Origin of the sequence: Shewanella sp. Actino-trap-3 (genome assembly GCF_002836275.1) — a bacterium.
GTDB classification, from domain to species: Bacteria; Pseudomonadota; Gammaproteobacteria; order Enterobacterales; family Shewanellaceae; genus Shewanella; species Shewanella psychromarinicola.
In genome coordinates this window covers 3,350,167-3,368,755 of record NZ_PJCE01000001.1, presented here as the reverse complement: position 1 = coordinate 3,368,755, position 18,589 = coordinate 3,350,167, and the positions used below count along the sequence as shown (strand labels likewise).

Sequence of the window (18,589 nt, the reverse complement as noted above, 5' to 3'; positions counted from 1 at the left end):
GCACAAAAGAAATCTATAAACCTTACTGCAAGTCGGTTACATTCTCGAACGGTTATTAACCACTGGATAAAAACAGTCTTGGTCACAGCCAATATCGGACTTGTTCAACACTTGGGATAAGCCCGCGGCGTCGCGCGGCCTATCCTTATTGGTTAGGCATACAATAGGACTACTTAATCGCTCTTTTAAGCCACGGCCCAATAAGATTGTGTGCATTCAAAATGATAGAAAAATGATTTTCTTTATCGACGATTTTAATTTCCTTGCGCACTTTGTTGTCACTATTATTTTGCGCAAACAGGGTCACTTTTATGGGGTCAAACGCTTCATCTTGCTTTCCAATCCATAATCCAAATTGCTCTAAATCAGATAACTGAAGATCAGGAGAGTGTGGGGTAAGCGCATTTGACATATTTACGGTGTTAAATGGAACGATTTCAGGGTTTTTGCTTAACACAGCATCGGGGAAATTGAATCTAACCGCCTTGGAATGACCTAAAAATAAACCGCCACTTATAGTATTAATAATAAAGTTTGACGTTTTCACAGTAGAAAACTCAATACCTATATTTTCACCCTTGTCGTAGTTGGTTTCTGAACGAAAGCCAAAATACGGAGCAAGAAACACATACCCTTCAACCTCCGCTCTTTGATCCCAACTCGAATAATTAAGCGCTAGGCCTGCACCACTGGAATGCCCGCCAATAAAAATAGGCATATCTGGATATTTATCACGCGCAACTCTGACGATGGTATTAATATCAGCCCACACTTGTTCAACATCTGGGGCATCACCTCGATCACCTTGTGAACTACCATGTCCTCGAATATCTGGCATATATACCGCTATATCAAAATCATCACGTAATCCAACACCAATGTGGTTATAGATCAGCCCACTATGAGCACCCGCTCCATGATAAAAAATCAAAACTGCTTGCGGTTTTAGTGGCAGATACGCGCGATATGCTAAAGACACATTATCAGTTGCTGGTCTGTATTCAACAGGCTGTAGCGGCTTTTTATCACCCTCTTTTATCTCAGCAAGTGAGAAAAACGTTTCGCTAGATTGCTCTAATGGACTGGCGAGTAAATTATGAGCCAAAAAAATTGATGGCAATATTACCGCAATATTCATAAGCATCGATTTTAACTTCATAAAATTTCCTTTATTTAAGTCGTTCTGGAGCATTAGAACAATAAAATTGCCCAAGTGGCATACACAGTCATTTTATGCGACTAATGCCGCAATATGCCCCAAGTAAAGACTTATCTAAATCATATGCCATATAATTCTCAATGATGTGTTATGCATCTTCTTTCTCTGTCTTTTCTATAGTCGCACTTAATTTTTGATATATACCGAGCGCCACAATTAAAATCGCGGATACCATGATGAGTAAAGCCGGATACAGTAAAAGGCTAATGTCTTTCGTACCTGCTTTAAATATAAAAACCAACCCTTCAATACTGACGGCAATAGTAATGATTACAATTATTTTTGTAATTGTTCTTCTTGCTTCTTTAGGGTCTCGCAGCTCTTTGTCCTTAAAGACTTCTTCTTCCATCATATACTGTGCAACATCAATAATGGCTGCCGCGATTATTATCGCGGCTACAGACTGAAGCATTAATGGAATAAATCCAGTGTCATCCTTAATAGCGGAAATGACATCATAAACAGACCACAGCATAATTATCAGGGATAGGATGATAAGGACCACAGCCGCGAACAGATGAACGCCAGCGAATATAGTATTAAACAATTTTTTCATATTTTTTTGACCTTTAAAAATTTATCAACAAATGAGGCCCTGTCTGACATCGAGTAGCGCCCTAACGAGACTATAGAATGTCTAAAAATGAAAATGATGGTTAATGGGTTTCACTCTTCAAGCTCACTCTTTTTAATGTCGCGTACAAGGTAAAATAGGTTTTAGAGAAATGTGACAGCCTTAATGCCTCGTTAAACCGCAGGAAAAGTTAGCTATGCTTTGTGAGAAGCGAGCACAATAAACCATTTTGTATCGGTTCAACAATGTGTTAACCATTTTTAGGTAACACATTATAAGCATTCTTTACTGTATCATATCCGTATACACGCTCTAATTTTCGAATAATAAAATGCCCTCTCGCCATGTCTTGAAAGTGATCAATAAATAAAGTATTGATGATTGCACCACCCGCAGCGCCTATAGCAGGTACAGCTTGAGCCGCGGCTTTTTGAGTAACTTGAACACCAAACTTTTCAGCAATTTTAGAAATTAGCTTAATTAACACAGGAGCGGCTTCATCGGTAATACCTTTTTTAACCATAAATTCAGCCGCTTCAGAGACTGATTTGGCAAGAGCGGCTCTGATGGCAAAATATCCAGATTCACTACTATCATCTAAATCACTTTCGCCACCCAATGCGAACACTTCTAAACAAGCCATTTTTGTTTCCGGTGTGGTGATCAACTCTCCTTCACTACGCGCAATATCAGCTATAGAACGCAGCATTATTGATGTTGAAATAGGCAGTTCAACAGCTATCGCTGCCAACCCAAAGAACCCTCCCACCCCACTCACTGCTGCGCCAAATTTATGCCAATGATTAGACGATTCTTCTCCGGGAATATCTTTCATGGTAAAGATTGCCGCTTCAGACGCTTTAAGTAGCGATTTCTCTGTCACTTTAGCGATATTTCTATGCCAATTATCAGGTAGTAAGGCTAAACCTTTTTCAATAGGGGTACCTATAAAATGAGTTATTTTTACCGCGAGCCCAGGGTTTTCTAATAATGATTTGGCCACTAAAAGCTCTTTTTTATGTGATTCTGAAATATTCAAATAAACTCCTTTATGGTGAAGTAATACAAGCAAGCGGTTCTGCATTGCGTATTCAACTGATGTTGGCTATCGCGGGCATGATTTTCCCATCATGACCAGAGAGAAAATCAGTCTTAGCAACCCGCAAAGGGAGCGCCGCCACACGCAAATCACATCCAAAAACGTCACGTCAAATCGGTCGAACTCTCGTTCGGTCAGTGACATAATAAAGCGTCTTAGTCACGCCTCACATAGGGCTTGTTCAGCTCTCGGGGTAAGGACGCGGCTTCGCGCGGCCTATCCTTATCGTTAGAAGTACATTGACGCATCAATTATTGATAAGCAATACTCAATTATGCTTCCTATACGCTTGCCTTACTTTCGAAACAACCTCTCGAGACGACCGGTCTATTAACTCAGTCCCATTTTTTCTGCAGTTTCGGCACCAGTCAGGTTTACCGTTTCATTTTCGAACCGATAAAACGAAGGTTTATCGTCTATAAAATATTGACTCTCAACAATAAAATCTTCATTATTATTGAAAGCACCCGCTAGGATCATATGCTGATTACCCTGCAATCGATAAAATAAATGGCTACCGCAATTTTTGCAAAACCCACGTTCCGCCCATTCAGACGACTTATAGACTGAAATACTCTGTTCATTTTCGAACGAGACACTATCACCACAGTAAACAGCCATTTGTGGTCCTCCATTCCATTTGCGGCACATGCTGCAATGGCAAACACCCACGCTATTGCCACTTTGAGCGGCAAATTTAACGGTGCCACAAAGGCAACTTCCACTGCTGTTTTTTACATCTGACATCGTCATTCTCCTGGGTAATTAATCATTGTCAATGTCCGAGTAATAAGCATCCATATCACTGACAAGTGCTGCATAACGAGTTATTGGATATCGAATCATAGTCTACATCAATCGATATTCTGGATTTCTTCAACAATTTAGAGATGGCTTCAAGAATGTAGAGATTTGTAACCTTAGACTTGAAAGTTCTATCTGTAAATGCTCGCCTCTTCATCGCCGTCTCGCACTTCAAACACCAACTTGCTGACGCTGGCGGCTTTTGGGGAATAAAAAATGCGTGCTTTGACTGATGTACGCCCACCATGGGCATCAACTGATGAGTTAAAAGTCCTCTGCAGCAAGATCATCGTTAAGCTAACTTATCGTTATTAAGCGTTAACGATTAGCCAATGGGAAGGGCTTGACCGCGATAACGGATTGAGGCCGCTAGCACAATAAATGTTTAAAGAGTGCGAGCTGATAAACATCATATGAGGCGTAGGCTAGAAGTGAGTTGGCAGAGGCTGATCTGCATCGCAAGGGTGTTGCACATTTTTAGGCGTAGTGGATCGGATTTCATTAGGGGCCGCTAGACTGTTAAGCCCGTATCGATTATAAACATCAGCACAGTACAAGCGTTTTTAGCGGGACATGATTCGTATCAAAAGCAATGACAAGACTGAACGGTTGAATAAAAGATAAAGGCCAAAAACTGTCGCTAGACTCACCGAGAGCGTCCGTATATGGCTCAGTTTATTGGTCGCGTAAATACGTTCTTGCCTTGTTGCGCCCCCATGGCAATTCGGTAACTCACTAGGCGCCTCGTCACGGCAATAAGCTATCTTCGGCATCCTGGGGAATAGTGCGAATACTAAAAAGGCAGCCTAGGCTGCCTTTCGTTATTTAAAAAATCTCATTATTTTACGTATTTTTTAAAGGCTTCATCAACCGGCGTATCTGCCAAGTGATTAGTGTAGTTGCTCATTACTTTTTGAGATAAGCCAACAATAATTTCTAAAAGTTGTTGTTTACCATAACCTGCCGCAAAGAATGTTTCTATTTGCTCATCGCTTATCACACCGCGCTCGCGCGTCATTGCCAGTGTTGTTTCACGTAAAACCTCAAGCTTAGGGTTAGCAAGTGGGGTTTTGTTAACTAATGCATCAACAATGTCTTGATCTACTTTCATTGCCGCTGCAATGCCACTATGAGCGGGGACGCAGTAGTGGCAGTTATGCTCAACATTAATTGATTGCCATACCACGGTTAGCTCTTGTGCATTGAATGATGTTTTTTGAAACAGCTCATGCAGTACTTGGTAACCTTTAAGTAAGGTCGGTGCTTCAGCCATTATTGCATGTAGGTTAGGTAACATACCAAATGCGGCTACCGAATCGGCGAGTAAAGGTTTTGCTTCTTCTGGTGCGGTCTCGGCTGTGTATAACGTAAATTCTGCCATGTTTGGCTCCAATAAAAATATAAATATAAGTAACGTGACAACAATACTATTTGATTTTGAGCGCCTGCTCAAGTTAAAATTGAGCAATTGTTCAAATTGATTGGAATTAACATGGTAAACAAGGTTAAATTTGAGCGCGAGAATGTCATTCGCCTAGCTAGCCAACTGTTTTGGGAAAAAGGTTTTCATGCTACTTCTACGCGCGATTTACAAGACGCCATTAACATGCGTCCTGGCAGTATTTATTCTGCATTTGGCTCTAAAGAAGGGCTATATTGTGAGTCGCTTAAAGACTACACCCTAGATATGAAAAACCAAATAGAAGGCTTTTTATCGACTTCCGATTCTATAGTCGGTGGGTTGCGCGCATTTGTAGAAAATGTGCTGATTAAAACCAAAGCTTGCAGCCCAAGTGCCATTTGCATGCTAGTAAAAGCAAACAGTGAATTTGCCGATAAAGACAGCCATTTATATGAACTGAGTGTAGATTTAGCCGCTAAATTTGAAGGCTATCTTACGGCTATTTTTGAGCAAGCCATTGAGCATAATGAGCTAAGCGATAAGTTGTCGGCAATAGAGTACGCGCGCTTTTTTCAGGTTCATTTTACCGGATTACGCGGCTACGTTAACCGGCCTGGCGTTGAGCCATTAGCTCAACCGATGATCAATCAAATGTTTACCGTGATGAAAAACCTATCAATTTCCCCGGCTCAATTTTTTGAATAAAAATGGCAGATAAATGCTATCGTTTTAATGTCTGATGTTAAGTAATAAATTTTAACTTGAGTATGGCAGGGCTAAACGCTATCTCATCTAAGCAATAAGCAACAGGCGGTAATTGGGCTGCCATCATGAAGCAAGTCTGCCAATTCGAAAACCTGTGGCTGACAAAAAAGGGCATGGGTGGCTTAACTGAATGAAGCGGACAGCGGTTGTTAGTCTTACCTCAAAGCCTTTGCATTGATCCTTGAAACGACGCTTTAGAAAAATGTTACGGATAACGAGAGCTTTGTGCAACAGAGTCAAAATCATATTTAAACTCAAGGTCTTGACCAATATTGCGCGCTTTTGTCTCCCGTAACACGACTGTTCGCACCACCAAACTAATGCTGAAGATTTGGGTAAGGCGCTAACCCATCATCGCCAAGTACCGCCTTTGCTTTATCAATCCCCCTAGGCAGAGAGATCTGCGATGCTCACTTCATTACCGATAATGTATTTTCGATTTTCAAGGTGCATATCTAACACTTAATAGTGCCCGCTCCGCTTCAGACTATATGAGCCCGCGGTTGGGCCATAGAGTGTCTCAACGGAATAACCATCGCTGGATAAGTCGTGTGTAACGAGGCATGACCCAATAGACCATAAGAAAAACCACGGTCCCTGTTACGGCAAGCGTCGTTATAAAATGATTATCGGGAACGTGCAAGAGTCGCAACACTGGTGCAATAACTATCGGAACACCCAGCACTAAAGGGTAGATAGCGGACCATGTCACTATGTACTGCTTCCAGCGCACGGGTACTTTAGCTTTGGCCCTTTCTGGGGTAAACCAGAAATCCAGTCCACTACTTATAAAGAAGTCGTCGCCAGTAGCTAATAGCGGCTTAACCTTTTCGATCAAACGAGAGCGAGTCGGCGACTCCATCCATTGCTGCAAATGTGATCGTGTGTCGAATCGGATAATGATCGTGTATGTTCCGGTTAGTCCAGAAATCGGACGGACGATGTGCCAGTCCAGATGGCCTGGCGAGGCTTTGCAAAGGGGCGCAATTTCATTAAACCAATTTTCGTATTCAGCGTGCTTGCACTCACGCACTCTATGGGTAATGACAACTGTCGCCCCTTCTAGATCGCTGGCGCTCTCAGAAGCTGTATCTGTATTCATAATATCTGTGGCCTAATATTGCTCAACACCTAATAACTGGCGAAAAATTGTGGGCTAAAATGAAGTGAAGCACAATAGCCCGCGGTTTTTACTTCAATTAATTGACTTGTTGAACGTCCATTAGTGCAGTTTTTAAATCAACGTTTAAATCCGCTTTTAAATAAAATGCCTGTGCAGACCCGCTAGATTAATTCATCTTCAGAAGATGAAGTTTGCCGGCATACCTTTAACGGCATAAGCACAATTTAAGTAACCGTCTTCATTGCCCCATAAGACAACAACACCGCCATCTTAGCTAATTGAGACAGCTATCGTTGCCTGCACCAATGGGATCACCTTGTATGTTGATCTCACTTGGCTCTGTAGCACGATATGCAAATAAATTTGTCATCCAAACACCACTATAGCCCTATGGCTTCGCAAAATGGATACCACATGTAATGGTAGGATGGTGTTCAACTTCATTTACTGTTGATGGATTTAAGCTAATTATCATTGCAAAAGACTTTGATTAACCCCAAGTTCGCCATCAGCGGCGCTAGGTACTAGCATCCGTTTGAATGGATCGGTTGAGCTGAATTCACTCTCCAGAAATTGATGTGATGTATTCACGAAGTAACTACACCAAGCTACAATTCCTAACCATTTTGCACCGTCTTCGATAAAATATTCCCAATGACCTAGAAGCCGCCACAACTCTGGCGGAAGAATAGCGTCAATAACAACAGAAAAACCAAGAAATACTAACGCCAACAATAAAAAATAGTAATTTGTTTTCAAAATAAGCGATCTAAAAGTGAGTAGATAAGCCGATACCGCAACGCCCAGAATCAGGTAGACCACCTTTTCATTCAATCCAAGATACTGAGATACTAATGAGTCATGAAATTGGAATAAATCGTCAAGCATCAAATAAAGCGTCAATAGGGCTGAATAATATAAAAAATTAACTATCTCTCTTTGGTTGCTATGGCGAAGCACCCTTGCCATAAAAAAGCATATTGACACGACCGCGCACCACAGAAGAATGCCCAGACTTGAAAGAAACCCAGAAAGAGGATGGATGTTACCTATCGCGGCAACATCTCGCGTCATAAGAGGAATATCAACGTCAAAAATAAAGCTCATCTCCGCTACCACTACTAATGCAGATATAGAAGCAATAAAAGTAAATAACAATTGTCTACTAGGTATTTTTTTCATCACAGAAATCTCCATTTTCTAGTAAGCCTAACGCCGATGCTCAACGGCACCGGCTGTGAGGGCGCTGTAATCTCAACGTATCATTCCGACGAGAAGACAAACCCGTAAAAAGAATAGACTATGCCATCACCTTCTGCTTCATCAATCCGATCGTTATAAATTAGCTTGTCCTCTACCGCATCAACAGACTCATCCTAAACCTTGGATGATATATTGATCCTGATATACGCTAGGCGTTCATCGACACGCTCTGAAAAATTATTGCCCCATCCAATTATTTAAAGTGTCAAGCTAGGGCGCCATCGGAACGACTTATATAAGCCCATCTTTTCTAATGAAATAACATTGCTTCTTTGTACATTTATTACGCTAGTTTTTTTACGACAGTCTTTTACGATTATTTAAACGTACAAATTGAACTGGAGTTATCAATAAATGGAGTGTAGACAGAAAAATATAAGTCATACGGCTGATTCAACTTAGCAGAAGATACTTGATATCAATCAAATAGAAATGGGATTACTGGTTTCAGGTATTATAGATAGAATACACCGCCAAGGTTGGCAATTTGAAGCGCCGTTTTCGATCTAAATGCTCACTGTACTCAGTTAATGCCGTCAAGCCCTAACCGCACCGTTAAATAAACGCCCCAAATCGATGATAATGTTCAGCCTGTTCTCTACTGGGATGTTGAGCCTATCTAGAATGGGTTGGCTGCTTGAGCTTTTATCTTCACAGATAATTCGGCCCGTATCGTCTACCAGCACAATGTAGCCTTTGACGCTAAACATGAAGCTAACCATCTTGGGTGGCAATGCGTTAATGTTTTGTTCGAGATGTTACCGACTATCATAATGGCTCAATGATAGACACCAGGCGAGATCTGTTTTAGAAACGACACTCAATCGTAAAATTGAGTCGGTTCATTGATGTGGAAACACGTAGTAATTCCGTCTAACAGACAACATTCGGCGTTGACGCTTAGATCTATATATTTCAGTACTGTGACGCGGGGATATTGTCACCCATGACCTCCCTCTGGGAGATATGGGTTAGATAGGCCTAGTCATTTCAATAAAAATGGATACCTCTAGCTATAAGTCATTTCCCTATGGGGGTAAATACCCACGGCCGTTTTTAGCTAAATTACTCACACCTACAGTCTCGTCATTTAGCGCGCTGCCGTAATTATCACGGCAATGAACACAAGGGCTCATTTTGTTGACGAAGCGGCCTTTTTTAGTATATTTTCTCAAATAAGCATGTGAAATCTCGACATTATCTCGATCCAGTCCAATAGCATCGCCCAATTTTTGCCTCAAATCACTTACCGCGACATCTTCAGCACACATGTTGTCATTTGCACACCCCCAACCTATAGTTTCCTTGCTGGGATCGCTGTGTAAATATCTAGCCGCAACCCAAGGACCACCGTGGTAACCCGTTGGCTTGCCATCAGGAAAATTAGAGGGCCTATTTGCCTGCTCGTAGGCTATGAGTTCAAGCTTGTCTATTGGGGCGCGATCGCAGAGAGTATCGTGAAACGCTGGGCGCGCTGTGGTTACAAAATAATTATGATTGTGACTGATTTTTAAATCACGACAATAGTGTGAATCTTCAACGTTATTTATGCTTTCTATCTCAGCTACGGCATCACTGCAGGCTACTATTTTGTCACCCACATTGAGATCTACAGCCTTTATCCAAGCCTCTGCAATAAGGTAAAAACGATGTTCTTCTACAACAAGCATCGACGTTTTTAATTCACCAATAGAATATTCAATCTCTATCATATCTTTAGCAACACTTCTCAATATTAGTTCAATCGGGTTAAGTTAAAGCGCTACAAACGTGGAATTAATAACCTCTACATATCAATGGCTTGTTATGAAAACCCCACTAATGAAGGCTAAACCAAGCCATATAATGCAATCGCTATGTGCTACCGGGCTATTTCTATTTTAACGTTAATTACACCATTAGATATATTGCCAATACTGCTGAAAGCAGACTTTGAAAGATCAATGATGCGTCCTTTAACAAATGGACCACGATCATTGATTTTAACGATAACGCTTTTACCATTATTGGTATTGGTAACTTTTACATTTGAACCAAAGGGTAAATCTCTATGCGCGGCTGTTTTTTGATTGTGCTTATATAGATCACCGCTAGCTGTTTTTCTGTTTTGATATCTATCTGCATAGAATGAGGCTTGTCCAGACTCAGTGAAGCCTATCCAGTTGTCACCAGCACCAGGCTGAATCGAAGTACAACCTGCTAAAATACAGGAAAACGTTAAAAACTGAATTTTTCGTGAAATGGCTACCATTTTTTGTCTTTTAGTGTGTTCACATAACGAGCCTGAAGAATAACTCGTTTTGTTGTCATTTAATCATGTCATAAACACTAACTGACTTTGAATAGTGATTCAAATGAAACCGCTATTTTCATTGATCATTACGCTGAACACCATTTTGGTATCCTAGAAAGGGTTTCGGTGGGGTTATCGGTGAGCAATTTGGCAAACTATTGCCTTGACGTTCTGCCAATTCAGGCTTGTGTTAACTTTTTAATATTACCAACGAGACAATAAATCTGCCATTAGGTATTCACTGTTTGTTGGCCGAATGAAAGCTACAGCCAGCCATGGTTATCATCAATAACATAGCCTCTTTCATCAGCATTCACATTAAGCGAAACAGGCAAGTGATGGCTCCCCGCTCATTAACAAGAGTGCATACGCACGGGTATCAATCGCAAAGGTAATCGCGAGTTCAAGAATGCGTGGATAAGCCCAATCGCGGCGATGCTCATAGTTGTCATATTATCAGTTGTCATGTTATCGATATCACACAGCAATGCTTACCCACAACACCTGAACAGCTGTGGCAACTTTCCATCTGCCGGGAGAAGGCGAGTTATCCAAACCCACTATCGTTTGTCTTGCACTGACCAATATCAGTTACCATTGAAGAAAGGTAATAACAGACTAATGCTTTACTACCCGCCAACACTAATAGGCGTCCATGTTTATTTGAAAATCACGGTTATTTTAACATCATGTTTATTTTAACATATTATAGATAACGGCTACTAACCATACACTTATGCCAGCAACACCCGACCAAGCAATTAGACCGATAAAGAAACCAGACCACGTTAGAGTCCAATTCATATCCGATAAATTAGCATGCACCATGTGCCCCGAGATTAACATCATAGGTTCCGGAAAAAAATGTACCGTGGCGCTACAAATAACCCAAAGTAATGCAAAAGAAATTGCTGCGGAAATTGCCATTGTTGTGGGTTTTATACTCATAGCTTCCTTTAATATCGCTAGGGTTAAGTTGAGTTAAAAAACATAATACTTTATGTAGAGGCAACATGTAATTGACGAATATAGTGTCCCTGTTTAATTTTTGTTATGTCTCGACTGGGCACTCAGTGCTATGTTCTGTTGGTTGTGGCGTTATCGTCATCACCTTAACTCCGTCCGGTGATTCAAAGCGATGCCAAATCCCCTTTGGAATGACTAATATTTGACCCGATGATAATTCGTTACGCTGTTGTTGATGTTGGTTTAATAAAATCAAGGTTGTTTCACCACCTAACACCTGAACGAATTCGTCACCATTAAGGTGCCTTTCCCACTCACTAAAACCAGAGTAATGAGCCACGTATATTCCGCCATCTCTATATTCTGATAACAAAGTAAAAGCATCTTTTGCTTCATCGGCAGTCGTTTCAGCTGTTCTATTTTTGAGAAACTTAACTTTCGACAACGCATCTTTAATTGTGATTGCTATAGATTTAGACACTTACGGGATCCTTGTAGCTATATAATGGCTTAATAACTGGCGAAAAATAGTGGCCTAAACGTGATCGTAACGAAAATAGTCCGCGGTTTTAAGTCCTGTTGATTAACGTATTAAAGATAAATCTATCAATCAAAGGTCACTCTATCAATCACTTATCTGCACACTTGATGCATAGCGAGTAAGACGGGTCCACCTCTAGTCTGCGGATGTTTATCTCTTCCCCACAGGTGAGGCAAAAGCCAAAATCATCAGCGGCAATTCGGCGCAACGCGCCCTCAATGCTTAAGATCTGATGTTCACGCCGCACTTTTGCTTCAATCGCCATGCTTTGCGCACGCATCGCATCCATTCGGCTTAGCCTACCAACGGCCGATTGATCCAGTTCCACGGCCTTTGCTGCGTCATCAGACGTGCTGCTTAGGCTCATGAGTTCAGACCGCAGTTGCAGCAACTGCTGTTTGAAATGTTTGATTTGCGTTTCGTCCATCTGCGTATGCACTCCGTTCTATCGCATTAATAACTGGCGAAAAATTGTGGACTAAACTTGAGCGTAGCAAAAATAACCCGCGGTGTTTAATCCAGTTGATTAACGTGTTTATTCAAGACTGGCAAATCAAAGCTAATAATGACCCATTCCCATGCCTAAGCCATGAAAAACACTCCCCAAAAGCATGCCTAAAATCATAAAAATAAACGACAAAATGATAAAGGCTGGAATTGAAGCGATGGCAAGTTTGACGAGGAAAATGACCATCGACATAAATGGCATTTTTATATCAACAATAGTGACTTGTTGTTTTTCATTACTTTGTATCTCTGACATATCAGCTCCTGGCCAATGGTATTATTTTAGACTTAATGTTTCATAGGTTTCGCACAAACCCAAGAAATACAAAATGACATTTTCTGTCGACATAAAATCGGCTAAATCGCATCAGCGGTGTTTTATTTTCAACAAGGTGTAAGTTGAATGTATTCAATCACCCACAATCTTGATTGGCATAATTTAATTCAACCAAAAAAACATTTTTCAATGCCTAATAAAAGCTGTAAAGACAATAATTGCAGCACTGAGAACAAAGGTAAAAAGCTAATAAATAATTGACCAACAAAGCAGCTAGTTACCAATTTTTTCCCCTTCTTCATGTTCTACAGCTTCTCCAACATCAGCGTCTTCTGTAGGTTCTGGCGCCGAGGGGTGAGCATTTTCTTCCGCCTGTCGCGCGGCTTCTCTTTCGGACTCTCGTAACAACATCGACTCAATCCGCTCATGCAAAAGGTTGTCATTTTTTTGCCTTCGCTGCCATTCCAAAGACAAATCTCGATAAAGCGAATAAGCCATTAACACCATCAGCAGCATAAAAGGAAAAGCCGTCACAATAGAGATCGTCCGCAGACCCAGCAGCCCCCCACTAAGCAGCAGCACGCCCGCCATCAGTAATTGCAACACACCCCATAAAATACGCACAAAGCGGGTAGGATTAAGAACACCTTTAGACGTAAACATACCCAACACGAAAGTAGCCGAATCTGCAGATGTCACCACAAACATAGACACCAAAAGAACCGCAACAATCGCCGCATAAAAGCCACCGGGTAATTGATCTAGCATGGCATAGAGCCCTGCGGGCACTTCCTGCGCCACTGCCGCAGCGATACCCGCGTTTTCGAACAGCTCAAAATAAATAGCGGAGCCGCCAAAGGTAGAAAACCAGAGCATACTCAATAGCACTGGCACAATCATAACGCCTAAAACAAACTCCCGAATAGTGCGTCCCTGAGAAATACGGGCAATAAAGCTGCCGACAAAAGGTGCCCAACTAAGGCCCCAAGCCCAATAAAAAATGGTCCATTCTTGCACCCAATGCGCACTAGAATATGGCGTCGTTACCAAACTCATCTGGATGATATTACCCACGTATTCGCCCATAGTTTGGGTCAATTCACTGAAGATAAAAGCCGTAGGCCCAAGCATTAAAACAAACAGCAATAGACCTGCAGCCAACACCATATTGGCATTACTCAAGTAACGTATGCCGCGATTTAATGGCGTCATGGCTGACAGTATGAACAACGAGCCGAGTCCGGCAATGATCAGTAACTGGGGCGTGATGCCGTAAGGCATACCAGAGAGCCGAGACAGACCACTATTAATCTGTAACGCCCCCAGCCCGAGCGTCGTTGCCACACCAAAAATAGTAGAAAGCACCGCCAAAATATCAATCGCATTTCCCCAACCGCCATCGACACGGTCTCCCAACAAGGGCCGAAAAGTTTCGCTAATTAAACCACGACTGTTGTGACGAAACCTCACATAGGCAATGGCCAGCCCCACCACCGTAAAGTTGGCCCACTGATGCAGGCCCCAATGAAAAAAGGCATAACGCATACCCGTCTGCGCAGCTTCTACCGAGCCTGGCGCGCCTATTCCTAAAGGCGGTGAACTAAGATGAAGTATCGGCTCTGCTACCCCCCAAAAGACCAAACCAACCCCCATTCCACCGGAGAAGATCATCGCCAGCCAGCTGCTAAAACTAAATTCAGGAGGTTCATCATCAAGACCAAGGCGAATAATGCCGAATCGAGAAAAAGCCAAGCCCAAAGTAAAGAGCACAAAACCGCTACTGGTCAGAAGATACAACCAACCAAAATTGCTCGTCGTCGCATTCAATGCTTTCTGTGCCAACCTTTGTGTTTCATCAGGATCGACAGCCGCAACCGTCAAAAAGGCAACAATCAGAAATATTGATAGATAAAAAACCACCCCCACATCCCCAAGCAGTCGATTTACCCAGCACTTAAGCTTTCCTACGCCACTCCACATACTACTCCTTAACCTTCTGGCTATTCACAAGCAGCTAAGTTAAGCCATCCATTGTTATAATCCGTAACATTAGCGACAAATTAAACTAAGCCATTCATTGTTATAGTATTCAACATAGTCTCTTTCAGCATTCATTACGATAGTCTTCGATTATTCCAGTTGATAAATTGGGAATATTGTTTAGCAGATTGAGCATTATGAAGTGAGAGGAAGATGAAAAATGAAGGAAATAGCGGATTTAACCCGGCAATATAAGCTTGATATCAATCAAGCTAAATAGGCACACAAAATAGAATGGTTAGGTGTTAAGCACACCATCAGCAAGCTAAACCTAGCCATAGTTATCCTCATTTTCCTGCAAATAAAGTAAACTAAAGACTAGACCAATGTTTATTATTTACTGACAGCTCAATATTATAAGTAATAGTACAACGTGAGTTACAGCTTCTTAGTCATCGGTTTTTACTTTACTCTTTGTCGCTTTATCGCCCATAGCTTGCATTTCTTTCACTGCTTTTAGGCGACATACCGCCAGTTGCTCTAAACGCATCGTTTTAATGGCCGCAAGTGGATCATCAACCGGATTGCCTCGCTGCGACATAGCGTACTCAAAGCTATTATCAACGGGATTATCATCATTATTTTTAGTTGCCATCGTTGTACCTATGGAAGTTGTGTCAATTCAATAACATTTTTATCTGGATCGCGAATGAAAATAGATGTTTTACCATCACCAAAGGTAACGGGTCCTTCAGTAACGACTAATCCAATAGACTCTAGGTACTGTTTCGCGTTTACAGCAGAGTTAACTTCTAATGCATAATGCGTATAACCAGGATATTTGTTTTCAACATCCATTAGTACGTTCTTCTGATTATTATCATTGCTACCGCTATCCAAGAGATTTATTTCTACTCCACTGTCATGTTTCAGTACCACAACATGCTCTTTCGAGTCTTGCCTAGTTACCGAAAAACCCAGTTTTTCATAAAATCGGATCGCTCTATCAAACTCCATTACTCGAATACCAACATGATCAAGACTCATTATCTTCATGATTTTATTTCTCATTTTAGGGTCTAACGCCCTGCTAATAAGTGAGCCAAGTGCTGGCGGGCGATTTGCTCAGCAAACGGCATAACAGCCTTAGTGAATATGAATTTAGCCGCGTGTTATATTTATTGTCGGCCAATAACTATTGGAGCTATAAATGCAAAAACTAGGATCAAACGCCCGCTAATTAAAAGAGGCCTGAGTAAATGACCTTTCCTCGATAGCTTTCATCCTTGAGCAAACTGTAATCTGCTTCTAGTATAAACACCATAAACTTATCAGAGTTACTGATGGGTTTATTTTTGATAAGTTGAAGGTTTCCCCGTTCAAGCCAAACTTCGGAGGGGCAGACTCCAAGAGATTTAAAACACGTTTAGCCACCACCAAATACTATAAAGCCAAAGGAAACATCGAAAGACAGAGTAATGGCCAAATTGCGGTAATAAATTCACTCAAATGATCCCATCCTTAGAAACCTAACGTTCTAGTATTTATGCGTTGCGCTGTTTGCGATGCATACATTGCTTATTGGATTTGGCCGATGCCACAGCCACATTAATCGGTAACGCCTTACTTAGCGTAAGATGCTATAGAAATTTGCTTTTTGTCGGTAGTTTTTTGCACAAAAACTCGGCTAATCGTTTTTTCTGATGACATCTTTTAAGCTAGGCTTTGAGCTGTTTCATCACTTTCTATTGTCCTGTTACTGTACTGCATCATAATTTTCCTGCGTAATGATGTGCGCTGTCGTCTCAGCTAATTGTGTATTAACTAAGCACGCCGTTTCATAGGGCACACCACTCAATTTTACGCATTTAACCCGACAGCCTCAGAACAAGCTTCACGCTCGACTATTTTTAATAGCGAGATTAATCCCATAAACGGTAACCGCCCAGTTTCACATTGCGGGCAACACCAAAATGCTATTGACCCCCCCCCCCTTAGAAAGAACCTAAACAAAAAAACACCTTGTTAGTTACCCAACAAGGTGTTTTATTTCGGCAATATACGAGTGTGTTAACACCAGTATGACTGCTTTACTCTTTGTATTTTAACGAACCATCTGCTTTGATTTCGTCGTACCACATATTGTGGTGCTGCGAAGCCCAGTTTTCGTCGCAATAGCCTGACACCATATTCTCCATACTACCTTCACTGAGTACGGTCGCCATCCAAATATGCACTATGGTAAACGCGATTAAAATTACTGCACTTACGCCATGCACAAGGAGTGCGAGCATTGACAGCTCACGTGGTAAATCGAGCAGGGGAAATACTAAGATTATCCCTGTGGCACTGATGCTAAGACCGAAAATAGCTAAGGTCCAGAACCACATTTTTTCACCCGCATTGGCAAACCCACTGTCTGGGTGCTTGCCTTTAAATGGGCCAAAGTTAATGTAACCACCGACCAATAAAAACCATTTCAAGTCATACATTTTGAAGGTTTGTAGTGGCATCCACTTGATGATGCACAACAGCCAAGACACCATAAAAATGGGGCTAGACCAATCATGGGAAAACTTACTAAAGGCGATGACCCCCGCCCAAATGCCGTCACCGACATAAGGGGCTAAGACATGCCGCCCAAGCATAATGACCAATCCAGTTAGCATCATGATTAGGCAAGATATCGCCATCGTCCAATGTAACCAAAGATCACTTTTGCTCCAGCGAAGTACCATTTTACCCGAAAAGCCTTTACTCAGTGTTGATGGACCATTGACTAAGTAAAACACTAAAAAGGCCGCAAAAACCCCTATAACGGCTAAACCAAGTGCGGGTTTTAGGTAAGTATTTCGCAATATCTTACCTTCATTACCCGCGACATTAATCAGCACATCAGCATCAAGACCTTTGTCTGTACTGTATCCTGGTTCGCCGGCTTTTACTGCGCGCCAGAGATCTGCATCACTGGTTTTAGACTTTGCTTGTTGCTGACTTGATTGTTCATCGGCGGCATACACCGGCGATATAACCAATCCCAATCCCATACACAGAACCAACAGAGCAAACATCCTGCGCAGTGATTTGTTTAACGTTAAAGTTAACATTGTCACTCCTTATATGACTGCGATAATTATCGCAGCCATTGCTCTGGGTTAGATCATTTCGCCTGTTTTAGGATTGTAGCCCCAAATCACATTTGGATTACCACGAGCGGCCATACGTTGACGGTAAATATCAGACACTATGCCTGCATCACCGGCCAACAACGCTTTGGTTGAACAAAGCTCAGCACACATGGGTAATTTGCCTTCTGCAATACGGTTAGAACCGTATTTTAAGCGCTCGGCTTCTGAATGATCTTCTTCTGGGCCACCCGCACAGAAAGTACACTTATCCATTTTGCCACGGCTACCAAATGCACTCTTTTGAGGGAACTGTGGTGCGCCAAATGGGCAAGCATAGAAGCAATAGCCACAACCGATACAAGTATCTTTGTTATGCAGCACAATGCCGTCTTCGGTACGGTAGAAACAGTCGGCCGGACATACCGCCATACAAGGTGCATCGGTACAATGCATACATGCGACTGAGATTGACGCTTCTCCAGGAACGCCGTCGTTAAGTGTCACCACGCGGCGACGTTGAATACCCCACTCTAAAGCAGAGTCGTTTTCGTTTTTACATGCTGTGACGCAACCGTTACACTCGATGCAGCGTTTGGTGTCACACAGAAATTTCATGACTGCCATGATGGCTTATCTCCTCATCAAGTG

General features: G+C 41.9%; 20 protein-coding genes and 1 pseudogene. 1 reads left to right on the top strand and 20 read right to left on the bottom strand.

Features of this window, described 5'->3' with window-relative positions:
* Positions 1-169: 169 nt before the first annotated feature.
* The 5 genes from CXF80_RS14450 to CXF80_RS14430 all read right to left on the bottom strand — a co-directional run bounded on the left by CXF80_RS14450 (position 170) and on the right by CXF80_RS14430 (position 5,077).
* Positions 170-1,213 (bottom strand): alpha/beta hydrolase, encoded by a 1,044-nt coding sequence (locus CXF80_RS14450; RefSeq protein WP_232772111.1) that lies wholly within the window; start codon positions 1,211-1,213, stop codon positions 170-172.
* Positions 1,214-1,307: 94 nt separating this feature from the next.
* On the bottom strand, positions 1,308-1,775 hold the full coding sequence (locus CXF80_RS14445; RefSeq protein ID WP_101033563.1) for a hypothetical protein: 468 nt from the start codon (positions 1,773-1,775) through the stop codon (positions 1,308-1,310).
* Between the two features lie 268 nt (positions 1,776-2,043).
* Entirely contained in the window at positions 2,044-2,832 is a 789-nt protein-coding gene (locus CXF80_RS14440; protein WP_101033561.1) for an EcsC family protein, read from the bottom strand.
* 390 nt (positions 2,833-3,222) lie between these two features.
* Positions 3,223-3,639: a GFA family protein gene (locus tag CXF80_RS14435; RefSeq protein ID WP_101033559.1), complete on the bottom strand. Its 417-nt coding sequence runs from the start codon at positions 3,637-3,639 to the stop codon at positions 3,223-3,225.
* A gap of 895 nt (positions 3,640-4,534) precedes the next feature.
* Entirely contained in the window at positions 4,535-5,077 is a 543-nt protein-coding gene (locus CXF80_RS14430; RefSeq protein WP_101033557.1) for a carboxymuconolactone decarboxylase family protein, read from the bottom strand.
* 111 nt (positions 5,078-5,188) lie between these two features.
* On the opposite strand from CXF80_RS14430, the gene CXF80_RS14425 reads away from it, so the two are divergent.
* Positions 5,189-5,803, top strand: coding sequence for a TetR/AcrR family transcriptional regulator (locus CXF80_RS14425; protein WP_101033555.1), 615 nt, complete (start codon positions 5,189-5,191; stop codon positions 5,801-5,803).
* 580 nt (positions 5,804-6,383) lie between these two features.
* Here CXF80_RS14425 and CXF80_RS14420 read toward each other — a convergent pair.
* From CXF80_RS14420 to fdh3B, 15 genes and pseudogenes are all read right to left on the bottom strand, one after another.
* Positions 6,384-6,965, bottom strand: coding sequence for an antibiotic biosynthesis monooxygenase (locus tag CXF80_RS14420; RefSeq protein ID WP_101033553.1), 582 nt, complete (start codon positions 6,963-6,965; stop codon positions 6,384-6,386).
* A 295-nt stretch (positions 6,966-7,260) separates the two neighbouring features.
* Positions 7,261-7,362: pseudogene (locus CXF80_RS20795) on the bottom strand (DUF1643 domain-containing protein); the annotation flags it as partial.
* A 95-nt stretch (positions 7,363-7,457) separates the two neighbouring features.
* A complete protein-coding gene (locus tag CXF80_RS14415; protein ID WP_101033551.1) occupies positions 7,458-8,168 on the bottom strand; it encodes a hypothetical protein in 711 nt (236 codons plus the stop codon).
* 617 nt (positions 8,169-8,785) lie between these two features.
* The gene (locus CXF80_RS20520) at positions 8,786-8,959 is read right to left on the bottom strand and encodes a hypothetical protein (protein WP_232772110.1); all 174 of its coding nucleotides are present in this window, start codon (positions 8,957-8,959) and stop codon (positions 8,786-8,788) included.
* 318 nt (positions 8,960-9,277) lie between these two features.
* On the bottom strand, positions 9,278-9,961 hold the full coding sequence (locus CXF80_RS14405) for a hypothetical protein (protein ID WP_157822238.1): 684 nt from the start codon (positions 9,959-9,961) through the stop codon (positions 9,278-9,280).
* 149 nt (positions 9,962-10,110) lie between these two features.
* Positions 10,111-10,500 carry a septal ring lytic transglycosylase RlpA family protein gene (locus CXF80_RS14400; RefSeq protein WP_101033546.1) on the bottom strand — a complete coding sequence of 130 codons (390 nt, stop codon included), beginning with the start codon at positions 10,498-10,500 and terminating at the stop codon, positions 10,111-10,113.
* Between the two features lie 735 nt (positions 10,501-11,235).
* Positions 11,236-11,490, bottom strand: a complete 255-nt coding sequence (locus CXF80_RS14395; RefSeq protein ID WP_101033544.1) for a DUF5676 family membrane protein — start codon at positions 11,488-11,490, stop codon at positions 11,236-11,238.
* Positions 11,491-11,593: 103 nt separating this feature from the next.
* Positions 11,594-11,989: a cupin domain-containing protein gene (locus CXF80_RS14390; RefSeq protein ID WP_101033542.1), complete on the bottom strand. Its 396-nt coding sequence runs from the start codon at positions 11,987-11,989 to the stop codon at positions 11,594-11,596.
* Between the two features lie 148 nt (positions 11,990-12,137).
* Complete coding sequence (locus tag CXF80_RS14385; RefSeq protein WP_101033540.1) at positions 12,138-12,476, bottom strand: TraR/DksA family transcriptional regulator; 339 nt, start codon at positions 12,474-12,476, stop codon at positions 12,138-12,140.
* A 132-nt stretch (positions 12,477-12,608) separates the two neighbouring features.
* Positions 12,609-12,812 carry a hypothetical protein gene (locus tag CXF80_RS14380; protein ID WP_101033538.1) on the bottom strand — a complete coding sequence of 68 codons (204 nt, stop codon included), beginning with the start codon at positions 12,810-12,812 and terminating at the stop codon, positions 12,609-12,611.
* Between the two features lie 294 nt (positions 12,813-13,106).
* The gene (locus CXF80_RS14375; protein WP_101033536.1) at positions 13,107-14,813 is read right to left on the bottom strand and encodes a BCCT family transporter; all 1,707 of its coding nucleotides are present in this window, start codon (positions 14,811-14,813) and stop codon (positions 13,107-13,109) included.
* A gap of 448 nt (positions 14,814-15,261) precedes the next feature.
* Positions 15,262-15,468, bottom strand: a complete 207-nt coding sequence (locus tag CXF80_RS14370) for a hypothetical protein (RefSeq protein WP_101033534.1) — start codon at positions 15,466-15,468, stop codon at positions 15,262-15,264.
* A gap of 8 nt (positions 15,469-15,476) precedes the next feature.
* Positions 15,477-15,884: a VOC family protein gene (locus tag CXF80_RS14365; RefSeq protein ID WP_101033532.1), complete on the bottom strand. Its 408-nt coding sequence runs from the start codon at positions 15,882-15,884 to the stop codon at positions 15,477-15,479.
* A 1,019-nt stretch (positions 15,885-16,903) separates the two neighbouring features.
* Positions 16,904-17,920, bottom strand: coding sequence for a formate dehydrogenase subunit gamma (locus tag CXF80_RS14360; RefSeq protein WP_101033530.1), 1,017 nt, complete (start codon positions 17,918-17,920; stop codon positions 16,904-16,906).
* 48 nt (positions 17,921-17,968) lie between these two features.
* Positions 17,969-18,565 carry a formate dehydrogenase FDH3 subunit beta gene (gene fdh3B / locus CXF80_RS14355; protein ID WP_101033528.1) on the bottom strand — a complete coding sequence of 199 codons (597 nt, stop codon included), beginning with the start codon at positions 18,563-18,565 and terminating at the stop codon, positions 17,969-17,971.
* Between the last annotated feature and the right edge of the window lie 24 nt (positions 18,566-18,589).